20 protein-coding genes, 1 pseudogene and 1 riboswitch are annotated in these 24,806 nt (G+C 50.7%); of the genes and pseudogenes, 13 read left to right on the plus strand and 8 right to left on the minus strand.

Annotation, left to right across the window (positions count from 1 at the left end; translation table 11 throughout):
* The first annotated feature begins 69 nt into the window (after nucleotides 1-69).
* Together PEL01S_RS22145 and PEL01S_RS22150 are read left to right on the plus strand one after the other, a co-directional pair.
* The gene (locus PEL01S_RS22145) at nucleotides 70-726 is read left to right on the plus strand and encodes a TetR/AcrR family transcriptional regulator (RefSeq protein ID WP_127461880.1); all 657 of its coding nucleotides are present in this window, start codon (nucleotides 70-72) and stop codon (nucleotides 724-726) included.
* Nucleotides 723-1,235: a DUF4188 domain-containing protein gene (locus PEL01S_RS22150; protein ID WP_063184331.1), complete on the plus strand. Its 513-nt coding sequence runs from the start codon at nucleotides 723-725 to the stop codon at nucleotides 1,233-1,235. The genes PEL01S_RS22145 and PEL01S_RS22150 overlap by 4 nt, the downstream gene beginning before the upstream one ends.
* Before the next feature lie 100 nt (nucleotides 1,236-1,335).
* Here PEL01S_RS22150 and PEL01S_RS22155 read toward each other — a convergent pair whose 3' ends face one another.
* Nucleotides 1,336-1,854 carry a hypothetical protein gene (locus PEL01S_RS22155; RefSeq protein ID WP_127461881.1) on the minus strand — a complete coding sequence of 173 codons (519 nt, stop codon included), beginning with the start codon at nucleotides 1,852-1,854 and terminating at the stop codon, nucleotides 1,336-1,338.
* An 89-nt stretch (nucleotides 1,855-1,943) separates the two neighbouring features.
* Complete coding sequence (locus PEL01S_RS22160) at nucleotides 1,944-2,111, minus strand: sporulation histidine kinase inhibitor Sda (RefSeq protein ID WP_239550991.1); 168 nt, start codon at nucleotides 2,109-2,111, stop codon at nucleotides 1,944-1,946.
* A 255-nt stretch (nucleotides 2,112-2,366) separates the two neighbouring features.
* A riboswitch (M-box (ykoK) riboswitch) is annotated at nucleotides 2,367-2,536 on the plus strand.
* A 344-nt stretch (nucleotides 2,537-2,880) separates the two neighbouring features.
* Between PEL01S_RS22160 and PEL01S_RS22165 the strand changes: the two genes are divergently transcribed.
* From PEL01S_RS22165 to PEL01S_RS22180, 4 genes are read left to right on the plus strand one after another with little or no spacing between them, the layout of a single operon-like run.
* Nucleotides 2,881-3,579: an MgtC/SapB family protein gene (locus PEL01S_RS22165; protein WP_108535153.1), complete on the plus strand. Its 699-nt coding sequence runs from the start codon at nucleotides 2,881-2,883 to the stop codon at nucleotides 3,577-3,579.
* Between the two features lie 18 nt (nucleotides 3,580-3,597).
* The gene (locus tag PEL01S_RS22170; RefSeq protein ID WP_127461882.1) at nucleotides 3,598-4,371 is read left to right on the plus strand and encodes a magnesium transporter; all 774 of its coding nucleotides are present in this window, start codon (nucleotides 3,598-3,600) and stop codon (nucleotides 4,369-4,371) included.
* A 30-nt stretch (nucleotides 4,372-4,401) separates the two neighbouring features.
* Nucleotides 4,402-5,496: a putative lipid II flippase FtsW gene (gene ftsW, locus PEL01S_RS22175; protein ID WP_127461883.1), complete on the plus strand. Its 1,095-nt coding sequence runs from the start codon at nucleotides 4,402-4,404 to the stop codon at nucleotides 5,494-5,496.
* Nucleotides 5,497-5,502: 6 nt separating this feature from the next.
* Nucleotides 5,503-6,633, plus strand: a complete 1,131-nt coding sequence (locus PEL01S_RS22180; protein ID WP_127461884.1) for an FtsW/RodA/SpoVE family cell cycle protein — start codon at nucleotides 5,503-5,505, stop codon at nucleotides 6,631-6,633.
* Nucleotides 6,634-6,875: 242 nt separating this feature from the next.
* Here the strand turns inward: PEL01S_RS22180 and PEL01S_RS22185 are convergent, their stop codons facing one another.
* Both PEL01S_RS22185 and PEL01S_RS22190 read right to left on the minus strand, forming a co-directional pair.
* Nucleotides 6,876-7,334: a MarR family winged helix-turn-helix transcriptional regulator gene (locus tag PEL01S_RS22185; protein WP_108535066.1), complete on the minus strand. Its 459-nt coding sequence runs from the start codon at nucleotides 7,332-7,334 to the stop codon at nucleotides 6,876-6,878.
* A 192-nt stretch (nucleotides 7,335-7,526) separates the two neighbouring features.
* Nucleotides 7,527-7,736: a sporulation histidine kinase inhibitor Sda gene (locus PEL01S_RS22190; RefSeq protein ID WP_127461885.1), complete on the minus strand. Its 210-nt coding sequence runs from the start codon at nucleotides 7,734-7,736 to the stop codon at nucleotides 7,527-7,529.
* A 266-nt stretch (nucleotides 7,737-8,002) separates the two neighbouring features.
* Between PEL01S_RS22190 and PEL01S_RS22195 the strand changes: the two genes are divergently transcribed.
* The 3 genes from PEL01S_RS22195 to PEL01S_RS22205 are packed head-to-tail and all read left to right on the plus strand — an operon-like array spanning nucleotide 8,003 to nucleotide 9,824.
* The gene (locus PEL01S_RS22195) at nucleotides 8,003-8,422 is read left to right on the plus strand and encodes a hypothetical protein (RefSeq protein ID WP_127461886.1); all 420 of its coding nucleotides are present in this window, start codon (nucleotides 8,003-8,005) and stop codon (nucleotides 8,420-8,422) included.
* A 28-nt stretch (nucleotides 8,423-8,450) separates the two neighbouring features.
* Nucleotides 8,451-9,224 (plus strand): RNA ligase family protein, encoded by a 774-nt coding sequence (locus PEL01S_RS22200; protein WP_127461887.1) that lies wholly within the window; start codon nucleotides 8,451-8,453, stop codon nucleotides 9,222-9,224.
* A 15-nt stretch (nucleotides 9,225-9,239) separates the two neighbouring features.
* Complete coding sequence (locus PEL01S_RS22205; RefSeq protein ID WP_127461888.1) at nucleotides 9,240-9,824, plus strand: hypothetical protein; 585 nt, start codon at nucleotides 9,240-9,242, stop codon at nucleotides 9,822-9,824.
* Nucleotides 9,825-9,991: 167 nt separating this feature from the next.
* On the opposite strand, the gene PEL01S_RS22210 is transcribed toward PEL01S_RS22205, so the two are convergent.
* Complete coding sequence (locus tag PEL01S_RS22210) at nucleotides 9,992-12,019, minus strand: Kelch repeat-containing protein (RefSeq protein ID WP_127461889.1); 2,028 nt, start codon at nucleotides 12,017-12,019, stop codon at nucleotides 9,992-9,994.
* Nucleotides 12,020-12,242: 223 nt separating this feature from the next.
* On the opposite strand from PEL01S_RS22210, the gene PEL01S_RS22215 reads away from it, so the two are divergent.
* From PEL01S_RS22215 to PEL01S_RS35360, 3 genes are all read left to right on the plus strand, one after another.
* Nucleotides 12,243-12,458, plus strand: a complete 216-nt coding sequence (locus PEL01S_RS22215; RefSeq protein ID WP_174806988.1) for a hypothetical protein — start codon at nucleotides 12,243-12,245, stop codon at nucleotides 12,456-12,458.
* A gap of 14 nt (nucleotides 12,459-12,472) precedes the next feature.
* On the plus strand, nucleotides 12,473-13,234 hold the full coding sequence (locus tag PEL01S_RS35355; protein WP_239550988.1) for a hypothetical protein: 762 nt from the start codon (nucleotides 12,473-12,475) through the stop codon (nucleotides 13,232-13,234).
* A 197-nt stretch (nucleotides 13,235-13,431) separates the two neighbouring features.
* Nucleotides 13,432-13,617: a hypothetical protein gene (locus PEL01S_RS35360; RefSeq protein ID WP_239550986.1), complete on the plus strand. Its 186-nt coding sequence runs from the start codon at nucleotides 13,432-13,434 to the stop codon at nucleotides 13,615-13,617.
* Here PEL01S_RS35360 and PEL01S_RS35760 read toward each other — a convergent pair.
* From PEL01S_RS35760 to PEL01S_RS22230, 3 genes and pseudogenes are all read right to left on the minus strand, one after another.
* Nucleotides 13,594-13,818: pseudogene (locus PEL01S_RS35760) on the minus strand (stalk domain-containing protein); the annotation flags it as partial. The gene PEL01S_RS35360 and the pseudogene PEL01S_RS35760 overlap by 24 nt on opposite strands.
* 136 nt (nucleotides 13,819-13,954) lie before the next feature.
* Entirely contained in the window at nucleotides 13,955-14,263 is a 309-nt protein-coding gene (locus tag PEL01S_RS22225) for a hypothetical protein (RefSeq protein ID WP_127461891.1), read from the minus strand.
* 32 nt (nucleotides 14,264-14,295) lie between these two features.
* On the minus strand, nucleotides 14,296-14,592 hold the full coding sequence (locus PEL01S_RS22230; protein WP_127461892.1) for a hypothetical protein: 297 nt from the start codon (nucleotides 14,590-14,592) through the stop codon (nucleotides 14,296-14,298).
* A gap of 266 nt (nucleotides 14,593-14,858) precedes the next feature.
* On the opposite strand from PEL01S_RS22230, the gene PEL01S_RS22235 reads away from it, so the two are divergent.
* A complete protein-coding gene (locus PEL01S_RS22235; RefSeq protein WP_164824310.1) occupies nucleotides 14,859-23,207 on the plus strand; it encodes an S-layer homology domain-containing protein in 8,349 nt (2,782 codons plus the stop codon).
* The last annotated feature ends 1,599 nt before the right edge of the window (nucleotides 23,208-24,806 follow it).

The following is a 24,806-nucleotide window of genomic DNA, read 5'->3' on the forward strand; positions in this document are numbered from 1 at the left end:
AACTTGAGTTAATTTATTTATTAGAGTTCATAATTGAGTGAAAGTAAACCATGTGAGGTGATTCCGGCTATGGACGCACAATCGATCCCGCTGCGGGAGCTTAAAAAAGCGCGGACCAAGCTGGCGCTGTACGAAGCGAGCTTGGAGCTGATCGGCGAACGCTCGTTCCGCGAGCTGCTGGTAGACGATATTTGCCGCAAGGCGGAAGTGTCGAAGGTGACGTTTTTCAAGTTTTTCCGGCAAAAGGAAGACGTGCTGGTCTACTTCATGCGGGTATGGCTGACTTGGCGGCGGATCGAGCTGGCGGAGCGTCCGCTGCGGGGAATGGCGGCCATCCGGCATATGCTCGGGAAGGTCGTCGAAGAGGCGGAAACGAAGCCGGGCTTGATGCTGAGCCTGATCGGTTTTTTGTCGGAAATGAAGATGCATCCGTGCATGCCGGAGCTAAGTGCGGCGGAAGTCCGCTTGCTGTTCCCGGGCCATGAGGAGCTGGGGGCGCAGGAGCCGGATTTGCATCAGGAATTTACGAAACGGATGCAAGAAGCGGCCGAGGACGGGGAACTGCGTGCGGGAGTATCCGCGGAATCGGCGGTAGTACTGCTGCATACGATTTTTTACGGGGCTTATTTGACGGGCCATTTGTACGGAAATCCGGATTTGATGGGAGTCTACGATATGCATTTGGAGGTGCTCGGCAACGTCCGGGAGAAGGGAGATCAGGTATGAGTGGAGTGGTAAAAGGCCGTTATACGGCCGAGATCGATGGGGATTTCGTCGTTTTCCAGATCGGAATGAGGATCAACAAGCTATGGGCGGTTCACAAGTGGCTTCCGGTATTCAAGGCAATGCCGCCGATGATCCGGGAGCTGTACGAGAACCCGGAGCTCGGGTTCCTGCACGCCAATTACTATATGACGCTGCGGGGGCCGGTCATCCTGCAATATTGGCGCTCGTTCGAGCATTTGGAGCGGTATGCGCGGCACGGCGCGGTGCATTTGCAAGCCTGGCGCGAGTTCAATCGGAAGGTGGCGGCAAGCGGTGCCGTCGGCATATTTCACGAGACGTTTATCGTCCAGCAGGGACAATACGAATGCTTGTACCATAACATACCCGTCTTCGGGCTGGCGAAGGCCGGCCGGCACGTGCCCGCCACCGGACGCCGCGAAACCGCTGCGCGCCGGCTCGGACGGGATAGCGATCCGGCCGTACCGACGCCTCCGGCGACGTCCATGTAGAAGCAGCGCAAACAAGCACCTCGGCCAAGGAACGGCTTGGCAGGTGCTTGTTCAGGCGGGGGGCTAAGCCGCGGTCCAGTCCGCTCCGGAGGAGGCTCCCCTAGACAAACGGATAGGCATAGTTCTGCGGCGCTTCGAAGAAATGGCTGACGTTGACCAACTGGCCCGGATCGAAGCTTATACGGACAGGGCCCTCGGCATGAATGTCGAGCTCGCAGTAACCATGAGGCCAATCCAATATCCCCGTCAGCCGATACACATACGGGCTGTGGGCGGTTTTTCCCGGAATGGCCCATTCTTTCGCCAAGGAAACCTTGCTCCCGTCGGAGGTTCGGACAAAATCGTTGTTTTGCTCCAACGAATGATACAGAACGGTCGAAACGCTTACTTTCGACACCTGATGGAACTCGATCTTCGCCATACCGGCCAAATAAAAATGACTGCCCTCGTCCGGCTTAAAGATTCGATTCCGGACGCACCAGTCTTTGCTCACATCTATGCCCCAGGCGCCGATGCGTAGGGTGTCTTCCGTAAGCGGAACGCTGTTGAAAAAAAGATGCGACTCCCGAAAACCGATCGGTTTAAAAGAGTCGTTTGTAATATTGCCCTCAAATATCATACCCAGTAGTCCTTCCATAGCAGAATCTAGTTTTTTTATTCGCTGCTGAACGGCAGCTCAAGCTCTTGCTTCTCCCCTCTCTCCGGAACTTATTTCCCGGAAAGAACGAACCAGGTCCGGCGAAAAACCGGATCGTCCAATCGCCGATGAATTTCATTAAGCAGCAAACGAATAAATTTCGGATCAAGCTGAAGCCGGATCGCGTCGGAGTAGCAGTCCAAGAGCCAATCGTCTTTAAGAGAACGCATGCTTGCCATACTTGCCTCCACTCAAATTCATTTCCATATTTATACTAAAATGATAGTATTAGTTGATCGCGTGTGCATCACATTTTGTTTTTCGTCCGATAGCAAATAGGATTGCAATATATGGAAAACGAACGCAAAAATCGGCCCGAGTACCACGGCGCTCAGAGAAACGTAAAGCGGCTGATCAGCGCGCAAGCGTGACGTCATCCTCGTAATTGGATCTTGACAATCTCTATGACCCGAAGTACAATCCATCTGTAATGAAGAAGTCCTCGTTAGGTGAGGCTCCTATACAAACATAGGCCACTGCCCAGAAATATCGAAAGATGCCCATGGGTAGAACAGGAACTGCCGGATTAAGGCTTTTCTTAAGGTGGCTAAGAGCGCCGCTCTTTACGTTGTATAGTGCCAAAACTCGACCAGGGGGAGCGGAAGCGTCGTCGTGCGCCTTTTTTTAAGCCCTCCAGGTTTACTGGGGGGCTTTTCGATTTTGATGCCAAAAAGGGGGGACAGCCAAATGGACAGTTATGCGAGTCGAAACTTACTTCACGTTCATCATCATTATAGTGTAAACCAAAGAGAACGCGATGTTCGCTTGTCCGTCTCATGCGTCCCCTTGCTGCGGTGCCCGTCGGCTTATTGCCGAACGGGTTGTTCGGCAAGCTTATTTGACATGTGAGCCGGACCATGGAACAGATGCATAGCGACAAGCTCTCTCTTTGCGGGGGAGCTTTTTTTATTTTTGGATTTTATGGCTGAAGAGGTGATAAAGATGACGATGGAAATGATCATGAAGCTTGGTCTTGCCCTATTGTTCGGATTATTGATCGGCATTGACAGACAAATTAAACAGAAGCAGCTGGGGCTAAGGCCCAGCATGGTCATCTGTATTGCAAGCTGTCTGGTGACGATCGTATCGATCGAAGCGTTCGGCAAGTTCGGCGGCCCCAATCACCCGAATATGGACCCGATGCGGCTTGCGGCGCAAATTGTGAGCGGGGTCGGCTTCATCGGAGCCGGCGTTATTTTGCGCAGAAGCAACGAGGTCATCTCCGGGCTCACTTCCGCGGCGCTCGTCTGGTCGGCGTCGGGGCTCGGCATCACGATAGGGGCGGGCTTTTATCTGGAAGCGGCCTGTGCGGTCGTTCTTTTGATGGCCGCGGTGAATGTCGTTCCGTTTCTGATCAAAACGGTCGGCCCCGCCAAGCTGAGCCGGCACGAAGTGGCCGTTCGGATCGTGGTGGAGTCGAATACCCGCATGACCGAGCTGCTCCAAAGGATCGAGCGCAAAGGAACAAGCGGATATTCCCACAAGGAGGAATATCAAATCCGGCATTTTAAGCTTAAAGATATCGATGAAGATCGCCAGCGGATGGACTTCGTACTCTCGGTGCCGGAAGAACAATATACGACGGAAATTTATTATTACATCAAGAAGATCGATCATGTGCTCAGCGTTGAAATTGAAAATCTGTAAAAGGGAGGAGGGGCTCTCATGTTCAAACTGGATCAATACAAATTCAAGGAAGAATATACGTACTACATGCTTCAGGCGTTAAAGGTGGGGAAGAAGGAGGCGTTCCGCAAAGATTTTCTAAATCTGCATCCGACCGATCAGATGCAATTTTTCGTCGAATTGGACGAAGCCCGACGGTCGCGGGTGTACGCTTTCCTGTCTCCGGAAGAGTTCGGGGAAATTTTCGGCGAGCTGGACCCCTTTATGCAGAAAACATGCATCGCGGAGCTGGATCGCCATTACGCGATTGAGATGCTGAACGAGCTGCCCTCCGACGATGCGGCCGATTTCTTCGGTCTGCTGTCCGATAAGGAAGCCGATTTTTTTCTGGATCGCATGGAAAAAGACGAAGCCGACGATATCAAGCAACTGCTGACGTATAAACAAGGTTCGGCAGGCGCTTTGATGACGACCGACGTTGTAACCGTAACCGGATCGGACTCCGTTGCTGATGTCCTATACCGTCTGCGGCACAGCGAATCCGATGCGGAGACGATTTATTATTTGTACGTCACGGATACGGGCAATCGGTTGACAGGTGTCGTCACTCTGCGGGAGCTGATCGCTTCCGATCCGCAGCGCCGCATGGACGAGATTATGAACCCGCAGTGGATCTCCGTATCCGCCGATACCGGACAAAGCGAGGTGCTTCAAATCATCCGCAAATACGGGCTCTTGGCGGTGCCGGTCGTTACGTACAAAGGCACGCTCCTTGGAATCGTTACTTTTGACGACGTGCTATTTAATTTGTAGACCCATGCGATTAGAGGAGTTGTTCTATGTATGAACACGACCAAACGAGGCCGGCCCGATTTTCTTATGCTCTTTTTGACCGTTCTACTGGTTGCCATCGGACTGGTCATGGTATTCAGCTCCAGTGCCATGACTTCGTCCATCAAGTACCATAGCATGTGGTATTTTGAACTGAGGCAAGTAACGTGGGCTTCCGCAGGATTATTTTTTCTTTTCTTTTTTATGAATATACGGTACCAAAAGCTAAAGAAATGGTTTCGCCCGCTTTTTCTGCTCACGGTTGTATTGCTCGTGCTGGTCCTTATTGTGGGAACGAAGGTGAACGGACATAAAAGCTGGTTCGGCATCGGATCGCTTGGCATGCAGCCTACGGAATTGGCCAAGCTGAGTCTCGTTTTGTATTTGGCGGCGCTGATCGAAAAAAAGGGCGACCGTTTTCAAAATTTTAAAGAAGGCTTGGCGCCCGTTCTGCTCATTGTCGGGTTCATCGCCGGATTGATTATGCTGCAGCCGGATATCGGCTCGAACATTATTATTGTTTCCGCATCCGTGATCATAATGATCGTAGGCGGAGCCAACAGGAAGCATCTGTTGCTTGTCGCCTTATGCGCGGTGCCGGTCGGTATGGTGATCGTGATGGCCAAAAGTTACCGGATTCAAAGATTGACCTCGTTCATGGACCCCTGGAGCGATACGCAAAACTCCTCCTACCAGCTGGTCCAGTCTTTATATGCTTTTGGCCATGGCGGTCTCACCGGCTCCGGTTTCGGGCAGGGCATTCAAAAGCTGTTCTATTTGCCCGAAGCGCATACGGATTTTATTTTTTCCACGATCGGCGAAGAGTTCGGCTTTATTGGATGCGCCTTGTTTTTGCTGATTTACTTGGCTTTTCTATGGAGGGGCCTCATTATCGCTTTGCGGAGTCCCGACCTGTTCAGTACCCTGTGCGGTATCGGGATTGTCTCGACGATCGGGATTCAGGCGCTGATCAATCTGGGGGGAGTTACCGGAAGCATCCCGATCACGGGAGTGCCTCTTCCTTTCATTAGTTACGGCGGTTCGTCGCTGCTGCTGTGCATGGTTAGCATCGGAGTTTTACTAAGCATCTCAAGAGAAAGGGGCTGACCTCTCTTGTTCTTCGGTATTATCGATAGACTGAAGCGGCTCGACAGCGCCATTATTTTTATTCTTCTTTGTTTCGCGGCCATTAGCACGCTTGTGATTTACAGCGCGACCTCGGGAACGAAATACGACGGGCTTCATCTTCATAATATAGTGATGTTTGCGGTCATGCTGATTGTCATGCTTGGCCTTTCCTGCATGGATTACCGCTTCCTGGTCCGCCGTCTTTCTGTGATTTTATACGGATTGGGCATCGTTCTTCTTCTTGTCGTCATGTTCAAGGGAATGACCATTAACGGATCGAAGCGTTGGATCGATCTCGGCGTCATGCAATTTCAACCGTCCGAATTGGCGAAGATTTTTGTCATCTTGCTGCTGGCCCGCATCCTGGAACAACGCAACGGCGAGCCGCTTCGCTTCTTTCGCGATCTTCTCCCTCTGGGGCTGATCACTGGCGTCCCGTTCTTGATCATCCTGGAGCAGCCGGATTTGGGGACGTCCATCGTGTTTATTTGTATCTTTATCGGCATGCTGTGGATCGGGAATGTGCGTATGACGCATGCGCTCAGCGGTTTCTTCGGCATCGCCGCCATCATCGGGGGGATGTACTGGCTGTATTCCGCCAATTTCGGGTTGTTTTCCAAGATTGTCAAACCGCATCAGCTTAGCCGCATTCAAACGTTTTTGGACCCGACCAGCGATCCTGACAAAAGCTGGCACGTGCTGAACTCCATCCGGGCCGTAGGCGCCGGACAAATGTTCGGCGAAGGGTTTAAGCATGGTCAGCTGGTTCAAAAAGGCTACATTCCTTACGACTATGCCGACTCGATCTATGTGGTGATCGGGGAAGAGTTCGGCTTCATCGGCTCGGCCGTCTTGCTGCTTCTTTATTTTGTGCTGATTTACCGGATGATCAAAATCGTGCTGACCTGCCCGGACCTCAGCGGCCGGTATCTTATCGTCGGAGTGATCTCGATGTTTACGCTGCAGATTTTCGAGAACATTGCGATGCATACGGGAATGATGCCTTTGACGGGGATTGCGCTTCCATTCATTAGTTATGGCGGCAGCTCGCTGATGACCAACATGATTTCGATGGGACTCGTGCTGAGCGTTAAGGCGCATAGCGAAGCGGGATAGGGGGTCGAGAAAGTGGTCAGGGAGCACTACAGGTAGTACGAGGGGGTGGGGTATACACTTCCGGTCGCTCTTGTCCGCAGAAAATTTTGATTTGAAGCCGCTTTGCAGCGGATATTTTCCGCGGACAAAGGCGAACGCTATCGCTCCTCCAGTGCATACCCCACCTCCGTATGTTTCTCTGTATTAGTGAAGACCACTTTCTCGACAAGCCCAGGCATCTCATGGCGAGATGCCTTTTTGCGTTACTCCCCGGCAACCGTGCCGTTCAGCTCATGAATATGAGCCATCATGGCTTTAACCTGCCGGTTCAGTTCGGCCAGCTGCTCGAGCGTCATGCCGCTGGAGGCGAACAGCGCTTGCGGAATACAGACTGCTTTGTGCTGAAGCGCCAAGCCTTTGTCCGCGATCCGGACGATCACGACGCGCTCGTCCTCGCTGGAACGCTTCCTTTGCACTAGTCCGGCCGCTTCCATCCGCTTCAGCATCGGTGTCAAGGTTCCCGAGTCGAGATCGAGGATTTCGCTGAGCTCCTTGACCGTGCTCTCTTCCTTTTCCCACAAAACCAATAACACAAGATATTGAGGATAGGTCAATCCCAGCTCATCGAGCAGCGGGCGGTACATTCGCGAAATCGCTCTCGAACAGGCGTACAGGCTAAAGCATAGCTGATTGTCGAGTTTCAAATATTCATTGTGGCTCATTGGAGGAACCTTCTTTCCTCAATCCTGTTCGTCTCGGAAGGATTGATTGTGCACAAGTTAATTTGCACAAAATTATATCATGCTCTCCTCATCCCCAACAAGTCCGCGAGATAGACCAAAAAGGCTCCGTCGCTGCGCATTTCGTGCGACACAGCGTAAGAGCCCGGAAAGATAAGAAAAGGAAGGCGAGAATCAATTCACATGGAAAGCGGCGCCAACCGCAGCCTTTTGTTCCAGACCCCATGGGGAGTGGGAGACGGCCATCCACATTCGGCGGAAAGCGGGATCGGTTGAACGTCTATGGATTTCTTCTAGCAGCAGATCGATAAATTCGGGATCGAGCTGAAGGCGGACCGCATCCATGTAGCATTGAATGAGCCAATCGTTTTTGAGCGTGCGCATCGGTTATCCTCCATCCTTGGGATTCGTTGTTGTCGGTTATCCCAAATCCCTGATTGAAATTCCATAATTGTATTAAAATTGTAGTATTCATGGTGGCAAATCGCATCACATTTTGTTGTTTATTGAATGCAAAAATTGTTGCATCATATCGAAAAAGGGCGCAAATTGGCTTTTGGAGGCTGCGACTCGGGCAAAGCAGGCATGTTCCGCCCCTTAGCCGCATATCTAAAAGATATAAGACAACCTGTCTGCTAAGGGGGGATACGGTGCTGCAGCGAACCATGAATATCGTTAGCAAGAAATCGGTATGGATTTCAGTCGTCGCGCTCTTGAATATTTTGCTGGCTTTGCTTATTATGGTTGACAAGAAAAACAGCTTTTCTTTTTGGTCTGACGGCGCTATGAGTTTATTGGGCAAGGTTGAGGTCGGAGGCGAACCGGCTATCGCGACCGGGGCATTCTCCGCTTCCGGTTCCTCCGTAAATGGAGCCAAGCAATACTCGGTATTCACGCAGTGGAAATTAGCCGACCGGTATCAGGACGGAAGTTACATGGTGGAAGCTTACCGGCAATACGAAATTTATAAAGATAAGAACGGCAAGACGGTCAAAACCGTGCCGACCGAAAACTTCAACTACATCCGCTATTGTCCCGGGTGCGAGGTAAAGGTGCTGCCTGGGGAATGAAGCATGATATTCAGGGGGATAACCATTCATGGATTTAAAGAAAATGAACTCTTTGACGAAGTATCCGAGCATTCTTACCTATCATCAACTGGGGGAGAGAGGCCGTTTAACTGAAGAATTATCGGAAGGCAGAGGCTTCTCCGATTCCGACGATGTTTTTGTTTATGAAAAAGTGGACGGAGAGAACGCCAGGATCATTTTATTCAAAAATGGGAATGACATCGATTATCTCATCGGCTCCAGAGAGGAGCTGTTGTTCGCCAAAGGGGACAGAATAGGCAACCCTTACGGGAATATTGCCGAGTTTCTTCGGCCGTTGGCCGATCAATTAATTCACCGGATTTGTGCTGACGAGGATTGGGCATTGACCGTCATCTATCAGGAGTCGTACGGAGGAAAGACGAAAGCAGCTAAAAATTACACGGAAAATAAGACGCAAGCGTATAGAGTTTTTGACGTGTTTTCACTGGATAAGAAGGAGTTGGAGCATCTTCTTGAACTGCCGCAAGAAAAAATAGCGGAATGGCGCGATCATGGAAAGCAGCCTTTTTATCATGAAGCCGAGAAACTCAAGTTTATTAAAACGATGGAGCTGGAATATGCGCCGCTGCTGACTAGCGTGAAGGGCTCTGCTTTTCCGCAGTCGTTGGAAGAGACGTTTTCTTTTTTGAAGCAGTTTGAACAGACCCAAGTCGGGATCGATGCCAGAGGCAAGTCCGAAGGCATTATCGTTCGCACCTCGGACCGCAAGCAGATTAGAAAAATCCGCTTTGAGGATTACGAAAGAACGTTTAGAAAGTGAGCTGCGCGCACCCATATGTCTGAACAGATCCCCGATTATTTCAAATACAACAAGGAAAACAACGATAAATACAGCAAGAAAAAGCACTATGAACTCGCGGCTATCGAGAAGGACTGGCCGTTTATTCCCGAAACATACGGGTATCATCCTGTTGATCATTTTACGGGATGCTGGAGAGGTTTCCATTGTTTATACGAAATGGATGATCTACAGCTTCTTCTCAAGTCTTTTTTCGTAACTCTGGATTGTTCGGTTGTTAGCCCTCCTGACTTGAATGGTGTTGCGGGAAAGAAGGGTTACGGCGGTTTTTGGGAATACAAGCAGGTGAATCTGCCCCTCGGTTATTCGGGAGGCATTATTTTATGCGCTGACGTCGTAGGTCCCGAGGATTGGTGTAGCGATTATGAACGTACGCATCATTTCCGGGATGTTATGGAGTTACGGTTTGAAAACGGCGTTCTGACAAGTAAAACAGACCACAGCGACACGATGAAAGAGATTAGGGGCTTCACGGATTTAAGCTTCCATGAGCAGGAAGAGTTGGTGGCTGACTATTTTTCGCTGTATTCGAACAGGTGGATAAATTATTTCAAGCTATGAGACGGAAGATCGTCCCTGCCGCAATTAATGCGAACAAGGGACGATTTTTTACGTTGCTCCACGAATTGAGCAGCCAAGCTCGCTCTTTCTCCAAAAATTTCTTAATGTCGGATCCAATCGGGCCGCTTTTTGTCTGGCTCCTGTCGTTCCAGCCGGACGGATTTCGCCTAGGTTGTTTTCTTTCCCTGCTTGACGACTTCTTCCACCGACCATGCCACGCACCACGGCCGCTGCTCTTCCTTGCCCTCCGGAACCCAATAGCATGGCTTGGCCTGATTCTCGCCGGGCACCAACAGATGCATGCGAAGCACATATTTTCTGACGTCTTCCGGGTGATCGAGTCGTGGGAACGGGAAATTCAGTTTCACGCCGACCTTCTCCGACACGTCGGAGCGATGGGAAATTTCATACTCGTAGGATAGATTTCCACCGATGTCAAAGATGTTTTTGACGCCCTCCGTGAATTCAGCAGACACTTTGCTGCTCTCAATCTCGACGGCCGAGGTCTTCTTTTGGAAAAAGACGCTGGTCTCGCCCGGGACCCAGGTGACATCTAGCGAAAGGCTGCGGTCGATGTCGGCATACGGAGCCAAGTCGCCGGAACGGTGAAGGAAGGTCTCGTAATTGTGCGTGTTCGGGTTGTTCACGTAGGTATGGAGAATATCGTGCATGTCAAAATCGACACTAGCCTTCTTCGCATGGAACAAGCAGCTCTGAATGCCGAACGGTCTTTCTCCTTTCCAGTCGTACATCTCATAGGTTGTCTTGAAGACATGAGGCGCGAGGTAAATGTAGGTCACGTCATTCTCCCCCGGGACAGGGACGATACTTTTGTCAAATAGGGTTGTCACTTCCGAGGCTTGTGTCGCTTTGTACGAATGCTCGGTGGCGAATTTCAAAGTGGCCTCCACACCGACAGGCAGACTGCCGCCCGCTTTGACATACGCGCTGAACTTGAACTGGGTGGAAATCGCCACCTGACTAGTCTCGGTACGGCCATAATAGAAGGTAGACCCGTAGTTGCCGGATTCGCTGCCGTTCCGCACATAGGGCGGAGCGCCTTCCACTACGCCGATCAGAGCCCGGAATTCTTTGCTGACCGTGCCGTCTTCCGTCTTTACATATTTCATCTTGTCCGACTTGTAGCGGCAGAGCACCAGTTGGCTGCTCCCCTGCTGCACGACGCTGTCGTCGTTATAGCACATGTAGAGCCAGATTTCTTGCTGCATCTCGCCCTTATCCCCGAACGGTGCGAAGTATTGCAGGGTGCCCATGTATTTCCAGGTCGGGTATTTCGTATGACCGTGCGAACGGGTCATTTTCGGTCCCCATACGCCTGTACGGATGTTGTATTCTTTCTTCTGGTTATTTTTGTGCCCGGCCCAGATGTGAGGCCGGTGCCAGCCATTGATGAACAACTGGATCGCGGGATCTTGGATACTATCCTGAACGGTACCGGTTTCCAGGGCGAGGAAGTCGACAAGTCCGTCGTATTCGTTATGCCGTTGGCTGCTGACCTCCCGCAAACCGCTAGCTTCGCTGTTCGGGTCAATGCTGCATCGATAGACTGCCGTCCACAGATTCGCGTTGGTGGTCACGATGCCGATCATGATGCTGAGGCTGCCGTTTGCGTCATGGTAGGCGCAGGCGCACACGTTCCGAATATTTTTCCAGTTGAGATGGTTCTCGGAACGCCACGTTTTTCCGTCGTGATCGAGGAAAACCACAACCAAAGTGTCCTTATTGTCCACATGGCGTCCGCCGATGAGATACAGTCGTCCGCCCAATGACACGGCTGCGAATTGCGTGCGCCGATTGAAGGCAAAGCCGATCTGCCCGGCCGTTGTCCAGGTCTGGCCGTCCGCCGTTTTCTTGTGCCAGAGGTGGCCGTCCTCCGTCCAAAATACATACAACGCTCCTTGGTGCACGACGCTGGCAATGTTGGAGATTTCACTATGGCCGTTGACGTTGTAGTTTTTCTTATTATGCATCACCGTATTGGCATCGTACGTTTCCAAGCTTTCCTTGCCCTTCTCGTTTTTGAGGATGACGCGGGAGTACAGGATACGATCTCCTTGGGTCGTGGACCTTTTGTGATAAAACAAATAAGCGGCGCCATTAAAATACGTTCCGTTAACCCCGTCAAAGTCAAGATCGGCTTTTTCGATTCGATGGTTGGCATAAGTATTTGACATCAGGACACCTGTCTTTCGGAAATAGTCAACAGGCATCATAGCACATTTTGGTGGATATGGAAGCTTACTTTAGTTAACATCCGGGACATTTGCCCCGAATTCGCCCATCCCAAAATAGAAATAACAATTTCACCCAAAGGAGACGATAATGAATCTGTAGAAACCTTATTATGGAAATCAGCCTTTTTATGATGAAGCCGAGAAACTCGATTTTGTTCAAACGATGGAGCTGGCGTATGCGCCGCTATTGACTAGCGTGAAGGGTTCCGCTTTTCCGCAGTCGTTGGAAGAGACGTTTGCTTTTTTGAAGCAGTTTGAACAAACCCAAGTCGGGATCGATGCCAGAGGCAAGTCCGAAGGCAGTATCGTTCGCATCTCGGACCGAAAGCAGATTAGAAAAATCCGTTTTGAGGATTACGAAAGAACGTTTAGAAAGTGAATGGGGGCGCACTTATGAGAATAGATACGGAAAGAAGTTTATTTTTCACAGATAAAAATGAAATAAAAAATAATACTTCTAAATTTGAAAAGGCTTCATTTTATTTTGCTTATATTTTCATTGCCGTGGCGGTTGTCCTTTGGATACTTTATTTGAACAATAAATCATTTAGCGGGTGGTATGGTTCAATAGCATTCCTACTTGCAATTGTTTTTGCTGTAATTTCAGCATTGCCGGATAGTAGAGTTAAGGATAAAAATGTAGAAGCTATATTGGCTTCAATCCCCAACTTCAATTGTTCTGAAAAGCTTTCTTACAAAAAATTAGATCGAATTATGGCTATTGATAAAGAAGCGAGAATACTATGCCTACTAGATAGGGAGAATAGATTTTTTACTTATCCTGATGTTCTCGGCTTTTTGATAGTAGAGGACGGGATAATAACAAGAAAAAAATTTAGGGTAGGAAATAAAGGGAGAGCGTTAATTGATAACGTTCCTTTATCTAAAAAGGATGAGTTTTTGGATGGTTTATCTGAGCAGACCTCAGAAACTAGTTCTTTTGTCAAGTGTGCTTACCTAAAGCTATTGGTTAACGACCCGGAGAACCCTTTTTTTGAATTTCATGTAATTCAAGATGAGTATTACGGAGGAAGAAGAACATCAGAGCCGGCTATGGGCAATCTTAAACTATTGTACACATGGGCAAAATATATTGACGATTTTATTGACCATGCAGATAAGGAAGAGGAAGAACTGCGTCCTTTTTTATTATAGTTGTAAGACTCTATGATATGCAGAGGGAGGGTGGCATTATACTCGTTATTTTTCTTGAGTTGATCTCTTATTAAAACGGTCTCTATAATTTCGTCAGAAGAAACTCCTTTCTCGTCCCGAACCGTAAAAAGGATGATGGGGTTACCGTGGCCCACGGTTATTTCTTCCTCGCCCAAGTAAACGAGGGAGCTCCACAAATGAATGATATCATTTGTTTTATAGGTTTCTTTTGCGCTGTGCAGATTGAGCATAAAATTGTCCGCTTGTTTGGATACGCTGATTTTGGCTTTCGTCAAATTGTTGACACGTCGATCGATATAAATGCCTTTCTTGGCTTCGTCATAATGCACTCTGCCGCCCATATTTTCGGCAATGTAGCGTAGGGGAACATAAACGGAACCGTTATAGTTGAGAATCTCAAAAGCTCCGCTCTGCTTATTGGCAGGTTGATTGTTGAAGTAGATAGATCCAGGAAATAGATGCGCTTGTATAAAATCGGAACTGCTTGCGGCGGAAGCGGCTGAAATACAGCAAGTCTTACATGCTGAATTATGGAAAATTGTTATAAATCTTTCGCAGAACATTTTATGACAAACTGCCTGAAGAACCTAAAGGAAAGGCGTACGCAGCGGAATACATTGAAAAGCTTCGTAACGACACGAGGGTTCTGGATCTCGGTGATTGTTGGCTCAATGTTAGGACCTTTGGTTGTTGTCCTTTTTATTTGGGTTTCGCTTTGGATTGAGTGATATTCATGACCGTACCTTTTCCTACCGTTCTACTGCCATAGTTCAATTCAAACGTATAATTAGGCACTATAATGTGTGAAAAAATTTCTCCGTACGGTAAACGAATGGTAACGAGATACGTTTTACCCCTATGGAAGACTTCATTATCAGCGGCTAAAATCTCACACATGATTAGTTCATCGTTTACACGAAATGAAGGCATCATTCCCGAGCATCCATCGCGTTTCATACCGCCATCGGCTTCTTCAAGCAGGTTAATTTCCGCGAGTATCTCCAGCATTTCTCTTCTCTCCTTTAATCTTGTCAGAACATTCATCGTTTCGCTAGTTCACTCAAGATGAATCTTCTTGATTTCATAAGGATACTTTCCAAGATGGTCGTATCCACAAAATCCATAGAAGCAAAAGTATCTTTGATCCCCTTCAGTTGAACATAAGACTTTAATAGCTCGTTTCTCGAAACATCTGCACTTTTAATCCTCCCTTGGATTAAATCATGCAGTATCCTAAAGCAGATCAGTTCCTCGCCATCAACACTCATTGCCAGTGTCCCATCTTTAAATTCTTCAAGTTCCTGTATTTCTTCATCGGAAAAGTAGATAGTGGTCATGTTCACGGGTTCACCTCACTATGAATGAGCCATAAACTATTATTTTCATAAAAGCATACCAGAAAAATGATATTAGAAGTATTAAGAAGCAGGCTTAAAAAACTGTTTACCTAAAATTGCTTTTTTAGACAAAATGCGTATTACCATAATAACCCATAAATTGTATAGTAGATAATGGGAAATGGTATTTTGTTTTGTTGGGGGGAGGCACTACAACGGGATTAAAAACGGTCATGAAAATGCAAATACGAAGAAGGAGGAGTTTTGTGAGGCACAATCGTTTCCTAAGAAAATGGTCGATCGTCTTACTATGGATCATGCTCCTGGAGGCAGTGATCCCTGCCTATGGTTCACCGGCAGCGGAGGCGGCGAGAGAGCCCGCGGTCCAGGACACCGGAGCGGCAGGAAAAGAAGTCTTGCCGGACTGGTCCGCGAAGGAGATCGCCGCTCTGCGGGCGGAGGGCATTGTTCAGGGCTTTGAAGACGGGACGTTCCGTCCGGGCCAAGAGGTGACGAGGGCGGAGTTCGTTGCGATGTTAAACCGCGCGTCAGCGGGACTTCGTCAGGAAACGAACACAGCGGTCGCCACATTCCCCGACGTGACGAACGAGTGGTTTGCCGGGGACGTGAATCAGGCGGCCCGGCAAGGGATCGTGCAGGGGGACTCCGCCGGTCTGTTTAGACCGGGCGACCGGGTCAACCGGCAGGAAGCCGCCGTTATGATCGGACGTACGCTTAACGTACAAGCGAAAGGCACTCCGGCGTTTGCGGACCGCGGACAATTGCCGGACTGGGCAGCTGCCGCCGTTGCGGCCTTAGCGGAAGCGGGGATTTTTGACGGGTATCCGGACGGAACGTTCCGCGGGACAAGCTTTATGACGCGGGCCGAGGCGGCGGTAGTGCTGTACAAATGCCGGATGGAGCTGAAATCCAGGTCGAAGCCGAATCAACCTGGGGAAAGCCAGACGGCGCCGCTTGCGATTCAGACGAGAACGGCTGCCGATTCCCCTTGGGGAGAGGCATACGTCATTGTGCACAAGAAAGGAGAACGCTCGATTCTCCAATGGGGGAGAAGCGATTCGGACGGGAAGCTGTCGTTCGAGCTGCCTTACGGAGATTACGAGATCACGGCACAAAAAAATAACGAAGTCGCCTATGCTGCGGCTTCGTACGATAAGGGGTCCGGCGGGCTGACGTTGAAAGGCGAAACCGGAGGCACATGGACAGGGAAAATTACAGACAAGTCGGGGAATCCCGCAGCGGGAATCGTGCTTGCTTTTACAGCGAAACTGACGTTTTTTGCGATCACGGATGCGAAGGGGCGTTTCCAGGCGAGCGTACCTCCGGGAACCGACTATCAATTGTCTTTGATCGTGGACGAGGCCCTTCGCGAGCAAGCTCGCAAAGAAACGGCTGCCGAAGCGTTCGCCCATTCGTCCCGCATTCCCGCCTGTCTGAAAAATTGGGATGCGAATGCCTCCAAGTCTGGCGGCAGCGGGTGCGAAATTGTAAAGCTGTCGCGCGTATTCCAAGCGCCAAAGGCGGGAGAAACGCAGGATGTCGGCACGATTTCCCTCTCCGACGTTAACGGATGGGGGAGCGGGAGCAGCTCCGGCGGCGGTGGCGGCTCCAGCGGAAGCGAGCAGCCGGACCGGACGCCTCCTGCGGTACCGACGGGCCTGACGGCTGCGGCAGACCTTACCAGCGTCAAGCTGAGCTGGAACGCGGTAAGCGACAAAGACTTGGCGCGGTATAACGTCTATATGTCCGCCAATTCCGGACAGACGTGGGACAGCGCGTTTTACGTCACTTCGGCTGCGCCGTCAACGGTAACGAGCGTAACCTATACGGTGACGGGGCTGACGTACGGCAAGGAATACGCGTTTGCGGTCTCGGCGGTAGATACGAGCGGCAACGAGTCGGTGAAGTCAGCCGTTGTGAAGGCGACGACGAAGACGCCGCCGGACGACGGAGGCGGGAAAGACATGACACCGCCAGCGATACCGGCGGGCTTGACGGCCGTCGCAGGGCTAACCAGCGTGGAGCTGAGCTGGAACGCCGTGAGCGACACGGATTTAGCGGGATACGGCGTCTATATGTCGGAAAATGGCGGGCAGACGTGGAACCGTCCGCTCCCGGTATCCCCCACAGCCAGATTGGGGCTGACCGAAATGCGCTATACGGTGACGGGCCTGACGTACGGCAAGGAGTATGCGTTTGCGGTAACGGCGGTCGACACGAGCGGCAACGAGTCGGCGAAGTCGGTTGTTGTGAAGGCGACGACGAAGACGCTGCCGGACGACGGAGGCGGGAAGGACCGGACACCGCCGGCGGTGCCGACGGGCTTGACGGCAACCGCGGGGATCGGCAGCGTGGAGCTGAGCTGGAGCGCCGTGCGTGACAAGGACTTGGCGAGATACGGCGTCTATATGTCCGACAACGGCGGACAAGCTTGGGATCGCCCGGTCTACGTCAACCCGACGGTTTCCGGAGTCACGTATACGGTGACGGGCCTGACGTACGGCAAGGAGTATACGTTTGCGGTCACGGCGCTGGATACGAGCGGCAACGAATCGGAGAAGTCGCTGCCCGTAAGCGCGACGGTGCTTTCCCCTGAGGACGGGTCGCTGCCTCCCGATCCAAGCAAAGTAGCGACCAAAATTCCGGCCAACGGCGCGTACGACTTTTCCACGATTAACGACTTTTTGTACAAAGGGGCCAACCCGATTCAAACCGGTGTCGCGCCAGGCGCCATCCAGCCGGAACGTCTCTCGGTTCTGCGGGGCAAAGTGCTCGGCACAGACGGGAAGCCGCTCCCCGGGGCGGAGATTACCATCGCGGGCCATAGCGAATTCGGCAGAACGTTAAGCCGGGCCGACGGGGCTTTTGACCTCGCGGTAAATGGCGGCAGCGTACTAACGGTGCAGTACCAAAAAGACGGGTACATGACGGTTCAACGGAAAGCGAACGCTCTATGGGCCGATTATACGACGCTGCCGGAGGTCGTATTGAACCGGTACGATACCAAAGTGACCGAAATTTCGCTGCACGATACGACTTCGTATCAGGTCGCCCGCGGCACGACGACGGCGGATGACGACGGTTCGCGTACCGCGACGCTGCTCTTCCCGCCGGGGACGACCGGCTATCTCAAGCTGGCGGACGGCACGACGGAAGCTTTGAGCTCTATCCATGTACGCGCGACCGAATACACGGTAGGCAAGCAGGGGGAACGTTCGATGCCCGGCGAACTTCCGCATTTGGTCGGATATACGTATGCCGTCGAGCTTTCCGCAGATGAAGCGGTGGCCAAAAACGCTACGGAGGTTCGATTTAACGGACCGTTGTACTCCTATGTCGACAATTTCCTTGAATTCCCTGTTGGGGAAGCCGTTCCTGCGGGATATTACGACCGGCAGCAAGGAGCCTGGATTCCGTCGGATAACGGTAAAGTTATTCAAATCCTGGCTGCGGATGAGAACGGGGCTCTGATCGACAGCGACGGAGACGGACAAGCGGACGATGAAGCCGCCCTTGCCAAGATCGGACTGAAAAGAGAGGAACGCAAGACGTTAGCCGGGCTGTATGCTCCGGGACAAAGCCTGTGGCGCGTGCCGATCGAGCATTTTACTCCATGGGATTACAACTGGCCAGTCGGTCCTCCGATGGATGCGATAATTCCTCCGGAAGAAGGTCCGCAAAAAAACAATATCGAAGATCCCTGCCAGCAATCCGGGTCGGTCATCGGCTGCCAGGAGCAAACGCTTGGGGAGCGAATCCCCATTGCCGGAACGTCGCTCAGTTTGAATTATTACAGCAAGCGAACGCCGGGTTATCGCATGGCATCGAGCCTGACAATTCCCCTGAGCGATTCGAACATACCGTCTTCGTTAGTAAGGATCGGCGTACAGATTGAGATTGCCGGGCGCACCTTCTATAAAGAATATGCTCCGCTGCCCAATCAGAAGGATACGTTTTATTGGGACGGAAAAGACGTGTATGGGCGTATGCTGACCGGATCGAAATTCTACAAAGTAACGGTTAGTTATTTTTATATACCTGTTTATTATCCGGCGTATGCCGACTTCAAGCAGAGCTTCGGCAGATTAAGGGGTAAAGGGTTAAGTATGGGAGAAAGACGCAGCGTAAATATTAGGACATCGTGGGATTGGAGCGGATACTTGGAAAGTCCCCAAAGGTCGGCTGAATCGCTTGGGATCGAGGGCTGGGATCTGGATGTTCACCACGATCTGGATCATAAATCGGACACGATACACTTCGGCTACGGGGCAGACAAGCAACTTTCGAAAGGGGGAAAGGTGCAGCAGCTGTTTTTCCGTGGGGATGCTTCCGGACAGAACGCGACTTTGGATGGAAAATATTCGCTTGTCTACTATAAAGCACTTCCGTCCGACCTGCTGGCTGACCACGCTACAGTATCGGATTATGCGTTTATAAACAATAACAGGCCCTTTGCTTCGGGACCCGACGGTTCATTTTACTTTGCCACCTACAGGTATGACCTGCAGGATGCGAACCAGCATGACAAATACGAAATTTTTCAACTCAAGAGAGACGGAACCGTGCACAAAATGGCGCTAAACGACATACTGCCTTATTTCGACGAGCTGGCGGTCGATGCCGATGGAGCGCTGTATGCCATCGGTTCGCAATATGGCAGACATTCAAGCGGTGTCAGTCAAATTCGCAAATTTACTCCGGGCGCTTCTTCAAGCACGGTTGTGGCCGGGACAGGCGTAACAGGGGAGCTGGCCGGTGAAATACAAGACGGAGCCAAAGCGACCGACATTCCATTGTTCCAGCCGAAACGTCTGCAGATTGGTCCGGACGGCAGTAAATATTTTCTGGACGCGGGCAAAATCTACAAGATCGGTCCGGACGGCCTGATGTCCTCGTTAGGCAAGCGGGACGATCGGGATAAAACCGGCTCCCGCAAGTTTACGGGAGTAGATAGTGGGTCGCTCGATCGGGATAATCTGGGCTACATTGTCGATCTCGTCGTTGCGCCGGACGGGGCTCTATACGTCTTGGATGAAGGCGGCTGTACCTGGACCGTGAAATGCATGACATCGAGAATCCGCAAAATAAGCCCGGACGGCACGATTACGAAGGTGGCGGGAAGATTGTTGATTCCGGGCGAATCAAGCTCGGACCCGCAGTCTGCAAGCACTAGAGCGACCGATCATGCTTTCCGCGTGAAAGACCAGAGCATCAAGATGGACCGCAGAGGAAATATCTATTTTATGATGGAAGGCGAATTGAAGCTATACCGGATCAGTCCGGATGGTCAGCTCGAACTTTATTATTCCGACGCCATCGATATGATCCATGAGCAGATCAAAGAAGCTGGATACGAATTCCCCAGGGAAAAGGATGTCACCCTGCTCTCCGTTGAACCGGACGGGGCGGTTGTGTTGCTGTTCAAAACGAACGGCGGTAACTCTCCGTTCCAAGGCGACATGTTTATGATCTTCCGTCTTCAGGGAGACGAAGGAATACGGGTTGTGCCGAGCCCTGACGGAACGGAAGCCTACGAATTCGAGAGGCGGACCGGAAAGCATCTGCGGACGCTCAATGCCTACAGCGGGGGGGCCGTTCAAACGTTCAACTATGATAAACAGGACCGGCTTGTGTCCATTACGGACAGCTACGGCAATCAAGTGACGGTGGAGCGGGACGAGCAGGGCAACCCGACATCTATCGTAGCTCCGGGCGGACAGAGGACGGTGCTGAAGGTCGACAACGGACGGCTGACGGCGGTCACGAACCCGGGAGGAGAAACCTTCTCCATGGCGTATGACGATCGAGGGCTTCTGCAGCGGTTCACCGACCCGGACAGCCTTGTTCGAACCTACGCATACGATGCGGCAGGCCTGCTGACCCGTGCGGAAAATCCGCTCCAAGGCGTTTCCGAGCTCAGCCGAACGGAGGGCAAAAACGGCTTTGCGGTGCGTTTCAGCAAAGACGGTCTAACGACAACCTACGAGGTCCGCAAGGAAAACGGGGTACTCGTCCGGGAACAGACCGATCCGCGCGGAGCCAAGACAACGTTCCGGATGAGCGTGGATGGCAAAGAGCAGCAGATTGCGTACCCTGACGGGTCGCAGGTAATCAAAAAGCTGACCGAAGATCCGCGCTGGGGGATGGATGTTCCCGTCTTGTCCAGTTTAACGTACCGGACTCCGAAGGGGCTGGGGCCGACATTGACCGAAACCCGCTCGGTCGTGAAGCAGAGCAGAACCTCGGACAATAAATTCGACAACAAGTCGTTGACCGTAAAATACAAAACGGGCTGGACCGAATCGAAGGTGGAATACGACGCGGCCCAAAAGACGTTCACCGAGACCAACAATATGGGCCATAAAGTGGTCACGTATATGGACGCTCACGACCGCGTGATCAAGATCGAGGAGCCTGGGCAAGAGATCGCGCCTTATTTGCTTACCTATGACGACAAAGGCAAGCTGATCCGTACCCAGCAAGGAAATCAATTCGTGATTTACAGGTACGATGCGCAATATCGTTTAACGGAAACGGAAGATGCCTCCGGCCAAATCAAAGCGTATGGCTACGATGCTTCCGGACGACTTTCCTCCGTGCAGCTTCCGGGCCGCGGCGTGTACCGGCTGGAATTCGACTCCAGGGGCAATCTGGAGACAGTGACCGCACCCGGCGGAAGCGTATATCGCCAAACGTTCAACGGCCTTGATCAATTAACGGGCTTCGCTCCCGACGGAGCGGCGGGCAAGCTTGCGCTGTCCTACACGAGCGGCGGCCGGTTGGATCATGCGCTGCTGCCAAGCGGACGACTTGTCAGCTATGGGTTTGACGAAGGAGGCAGATTTTCTGGCCTGAACGATTCGGAGCTGCTTCGCCGGTTTACTTACGCCGATGCCACTGATCGAGTGGCAAGCATGGAAACGGTCGCGTCGGAAGCCTTCGGCGGAGCCAAGCAAAAGATCGATTACACGTACGACGGGCAAAATGTGAGGAGCGCCATCTTCTCCGGCAAGAGCAACGGAACATTTTATTATTCGTATGACGGTATGGCGGACTTGTCGAATATCCAGTTTAACGCCGTATGGAAAGGGGCCGGGGGGACGAAGACGCTGGACAACATGATCCGGCTCGGCTGGGATCTGGAAGGGAATTTGAGTTTGTCCGGGCTGTTCTCTTTCGTACGAAACGGTCCGAACAAGCGGCTTAGTTCGATCCAGGACGGAACGCTGACCGTCGACCGGACTTACGACGAGCTTGGACGTGTCCACACGTTAACGTATAAAATCAAGGATGCGGAAGTGTATCAAGCCGCGTATAGCTACGACCTCGCAGGAAGGATTGCTGCCAAGACGGTGACGACACCGGAAGGAACGGAGACGACGAGCTATGAATGGGATGCCGACGGGCAACTGCTCAGCGTCCTTCGTCAAGAACCGGGCGGGTCGAAGCATACGGAAGCGTATACCTACGACGCCAACCGGAACCGCACCAGCGCCAAAACGAACGACGCCCCTGCCATCCCCTCGGTCTATGGCGCGTACAACGAGCTGCAGCAGGTCGGCTCCACGGCGTATAAGTTCAACGAAGACGGCCAATTGACGCACAAAAATAACGATGCGTACCGTTATGGAACGAAAGGCGAGCTGCTCGAAGCTGTCGTCGAGGGACAAACGATCCGGTATACGTACGACGGCATTGGCCGCCGGACGGCCCGGGAAGACCGCGCGGGAGTAACGCAATATTTTTACGGCAACCCGCTTGCCCCCTTGCAGATAACAACTTCGATAAATCCAACAGGGGATTTGACGACGTACTATTACGACGAAGACGGCCTTCTTCTTGGCATCGAGCTCAATGACGCTGTCTACTACGTCATTACCGACGCGGTAGGCACGCCGCAGCGGGTGCTGGATAAGAGCGGAAAGACCGTGAAGGAATTAAAATTCAACAGCTACGGCGTGCTGCTTTCCGACTCGAATGCGGAATTCGGATTGGAGATCGGCTTTGCCGGGGGTATTCAGGATGCCGCAAGCAAGCTGGTTCGTTTCGGATACCGCGACTACGATCCGGCGGCGGGTCAATGGACGGCCAAGGACCCTCTTTTGTTCGAAGGGGGCCAAGGCAACCTGTACGCTTATGTAAACAATAACCCGGTTCAATTGCGCGATCCCTGCGGGCTATTCTGCATCGGGGCAACCTCGTACTCGGGTATAGGCGGCGGCGGCAAAGTATGTATCGACGAGAACGGCGCATCCGCCTGCCTGGAAGCCGGTGTCGGTCTTGGCGGCGGCGTAGAGGTTAACCCCAACGAAGGAATTTCCAAGTCGGAAGTTTCGGTCGAAGCCGCAGTCAAAGTAGGCGCCGGACCCGCGTCCATCTCTTTGGGCGCCAAGGCCGGCCGGGAGCTGGGCAGCGATTGTTACGAGGCCAAGCCGATCGTCAAAGCCGATTTGGGCCCGTACAAGTTTGATCTCACGGACCCGTCGAAGGATGGTAACAAGCCCTCCAAAAAAATAGGCGACTACTTTAAGGACGCTAAGATGAAAGCCGAAATTTCGGCAAAAGCCAAAGCCTGCGGCTCCATGAGATGGTAGAACTAGCGCAGCGCTAGAGATTGTCGGTTGGGAACGAACGCCCGGTAACGACCATTTGAAAAAGGCCGTACCCTATCGGAAAATTCCGTAGGGACGGCCTTTTTGTGTAGTTGTGGTCGAAGGTGAAGCCTCTCTAAAGCATTAATAAATTTACATTTAATAGTTTTTCAGTTTCAAAATCCTGTAAAAAAATTGTCTTATCTCATCGAAATAACGTGCAAAATGAAAAGAGATTGTATACTAGGAAAGACCTAATATACAATCTCTTATTGATTTGGTAAAATAATACTACGGGTTTATTCCCAGCCAGAAAGAGGTTGTTTTTGCTCCTTTGTCTTAGACAGGCCAAAAGTATTATTAACGGCACGAGCTTCTGAGTCGGATAAGAAATGGTTGGATAGGAAATCGTTTACATTTTTGCCTGAATCGACATTTTTCAACATTTGAACGACAGAATGCAACTGAGACGTAACCCGAATAGTTAGCATATAGGACATCCCCTTCGTATGTGGTGGTCTGTTAGCATCAGTATATCAAGAATCTTTTATAATAGTAAGCATATGGGGAGTGTTTATGAATAAAAAAATTATTATTTTTTCGATTTTTTTGTCAATATTTGTCGGATTGCAAGCTTGGTGTTCTTATATCACATTTAAATATCCTTATATTGGGATTTACCTCAAGGTAAATCAACAGAACGAGTGGGCGATTAACTTTTTGGATAAAGAAGGTGCCGGTGTAAACCTTGATCTAAAGGCCGGAGATGTCATAAAGCAAGTGGACGGTAAACTGCCCGAAGAGAATCAGATGATTTATAAATGGAAAGTAATAGAGCAAGCGCGGGAAATGATCGTATCAAGAGATGGAATTGAACAGAAAATTTTAATAAATACCAGAAGCATGCTATCCTATGATATTTTTCCTTTAGTAGGGGAATGCTTGAGTCTTTTTATGGCAGCTTTGCTGTTTACTAAAATGCGTTCTTCTTCGTCGGCAAAATTATTGGCGGTTGTGTTTCTAACTTTCGTAATTATCTACATGAGTCAAGGGGCTTCAATTAGGGGAGATGTTGTTGGCAAACTTTTAATTACCAGTTTTATGATGGTATTGCCCCTTGTTTTTTTTCATTTTCTAGTTGTTTTTTTTAAAGAAAAGGGAAATATACAGTTACCTTCTAAGATTTTGAAATATTTTTATGCGGTTGCTTTACTAGGGTTTGTGATAAGATTATTTCAGTTCTATCCTCCAGCAGCATATACAATCTATAGCTATAATGGAAATATTACTTTATGGTTTTTTATTATGGGATTTATATTGAACATCAGTGTCCTTACTTTCTTATACTTTAAAGTTGGAAGACAGAAATCATATCTTTCAAGCATTATAACCATTGTTTGGTTTTCACTATTTATTTCGTTTATTCCGATTATTTGTATCTCGTTCCTGCCTCGATTAATTGAAGGTTCAGCAAAAGTTGATCCTGCTTACACAAGCTGGTTTATTTTATTTTTTCCGATTTCGTTTGCCTACTTGATTGCCTCGAACCAGCTATATGATATAGGTCTGGTGCTTCGTCGTTTTGCCTTTGCTGTGATGCTT

Origin of the sequence: Paenibacillus elgii NBRC 100335, assembly GCF_004000865.1 — a bacterium.
GTDB classification, from domain to species: Bacteria; Bacillota; Bacilli; order Paenibacillales; family NBRC-103111; genus Paenibacillus_G; species Paenibacillus_G elgii.

Excerpts from the sequence above, each read along its gene's own strand:
- PEL01S_RS22145 (WP_127461880.1), top strand. The coding sequence starts at position 70 with ATGGACGCACAATCGATCCCGCTGCGGGAGCTTAAAAAAGCGCGGACC.
- PEL01S_RS22150 (WP_063184331.1), top strand. The coding sequence starts at position 723 with ATGAGTGGAGTGGTAAAAGGCCGTTATACGGCCGAGATCGATGGGGAT.
- PEL01S_RS22155 (WP_127461881.1), bottom strand. The coding sequence starts at position 1,854 with ATGATATTTGAGGGCAATATTACAAACGACTCTTTTAAACCGATCGGT.
- PEL01S_RS22160 (WP_239550991.1), bottom strand. The coding sequence starts at position 2,111 with ATGGCAAGCATGCGTTCTCTTAAAGACGATTGGCTCTTGGACTGCTAC.
- PEL01S_RS22165 (WP_108535153.1), top strand. The coding sequence starts at position 2,881 with ATGGAAATGATCATGAAGCTTGGTCTTGCCCTATTGTTCGGATTATTG.
- PEL01S_RS22170 (WP_127461882.1), top strand. The coding sequence starts at position 3,598 with ATGTTCAAACTGGATCAATACAAATTCAAGGAAGAATATACGTACTAC.
- ftsW (WP_127461883.1), top strand. The coding sequence starts at position 4,402 with ATGAACACGACCAAACGAGGCCGGCCCGATTTTCTTATGCTCTTTTTG.
- PEL01S_RS22185 (WP_108535066.1), bottom strand. The coding sequence starts at position 7,334 with ATGAGCCACAATGAATATTTGAAACTCGACAATCAGCTATGCTTTAGC.
- PEL01S_RS22190 (WP_127461885.1), bottom strand. The coding sequence starts at position 7,736 with ATGCGCACGCTCAAAAACGATTGGCTCATTCAATGCTACATGGATGCG.
- PEL01S_RS22200 (WP_127461887.1), top strand. The coding sequence starts at position 8,451 with ATGGATTTAAAGAAAATGAACTCTTTGACGAAGTATCCGAGCATTCTT.
- PEL01S_RS22205 (WP_127461888.1), top strand. The coding sequence starts at position 9,240 with ATGTCTGAACAGATCCCCGATTATTTCAAATACAACAAGGAAAACAAC.
- PEL01S_RS22210 (WP_127461889.1), bottom strand. The coding sequence starts at position 12,019 with ATGTCAAATACTTATGCCAACCATCGAATCGAAAAAGCCGATCTTGAC.
- PEL01S_RS22215 (WP_174806988.1), top strand. The coding sequence starts at position 12,243 with ATGGAGCTGGCGTATGCGCCGCTATTGACTAGCGTGAAGGGTTCCGCT.
- PEL01S_RS35355 (WP_239550988.1), top strand. The coding sequence starts at position 12,473 with ATGAGAATAGATACGGAAAGAAGTTTATTTTTCACAGATAAAAATGAA.
- PEL01S_RS35360 (WP_239550986.1), top strand. The coding sequence starts at position 13,432 with ATGAATGATATCATTTGTTTTATAGGTTTCTTTTGCGCTGTGCAGATT.
- PEL01S_RS22225 (WP_127461891.1), bottom strand. The coding sequence starts at position 14,263 with ATGCTGGAGATACTCGCGGAAATTAACCTGCTTGAAGAAGCCGATGGC.
- PEL01S_RS22230 (WP_127461892.1), bottom strand. The coding sequence starts at position 14,592 with ATGACCACTATCTACTTTTCCGATGAAGAAATACAGGAACTTGAAGAA.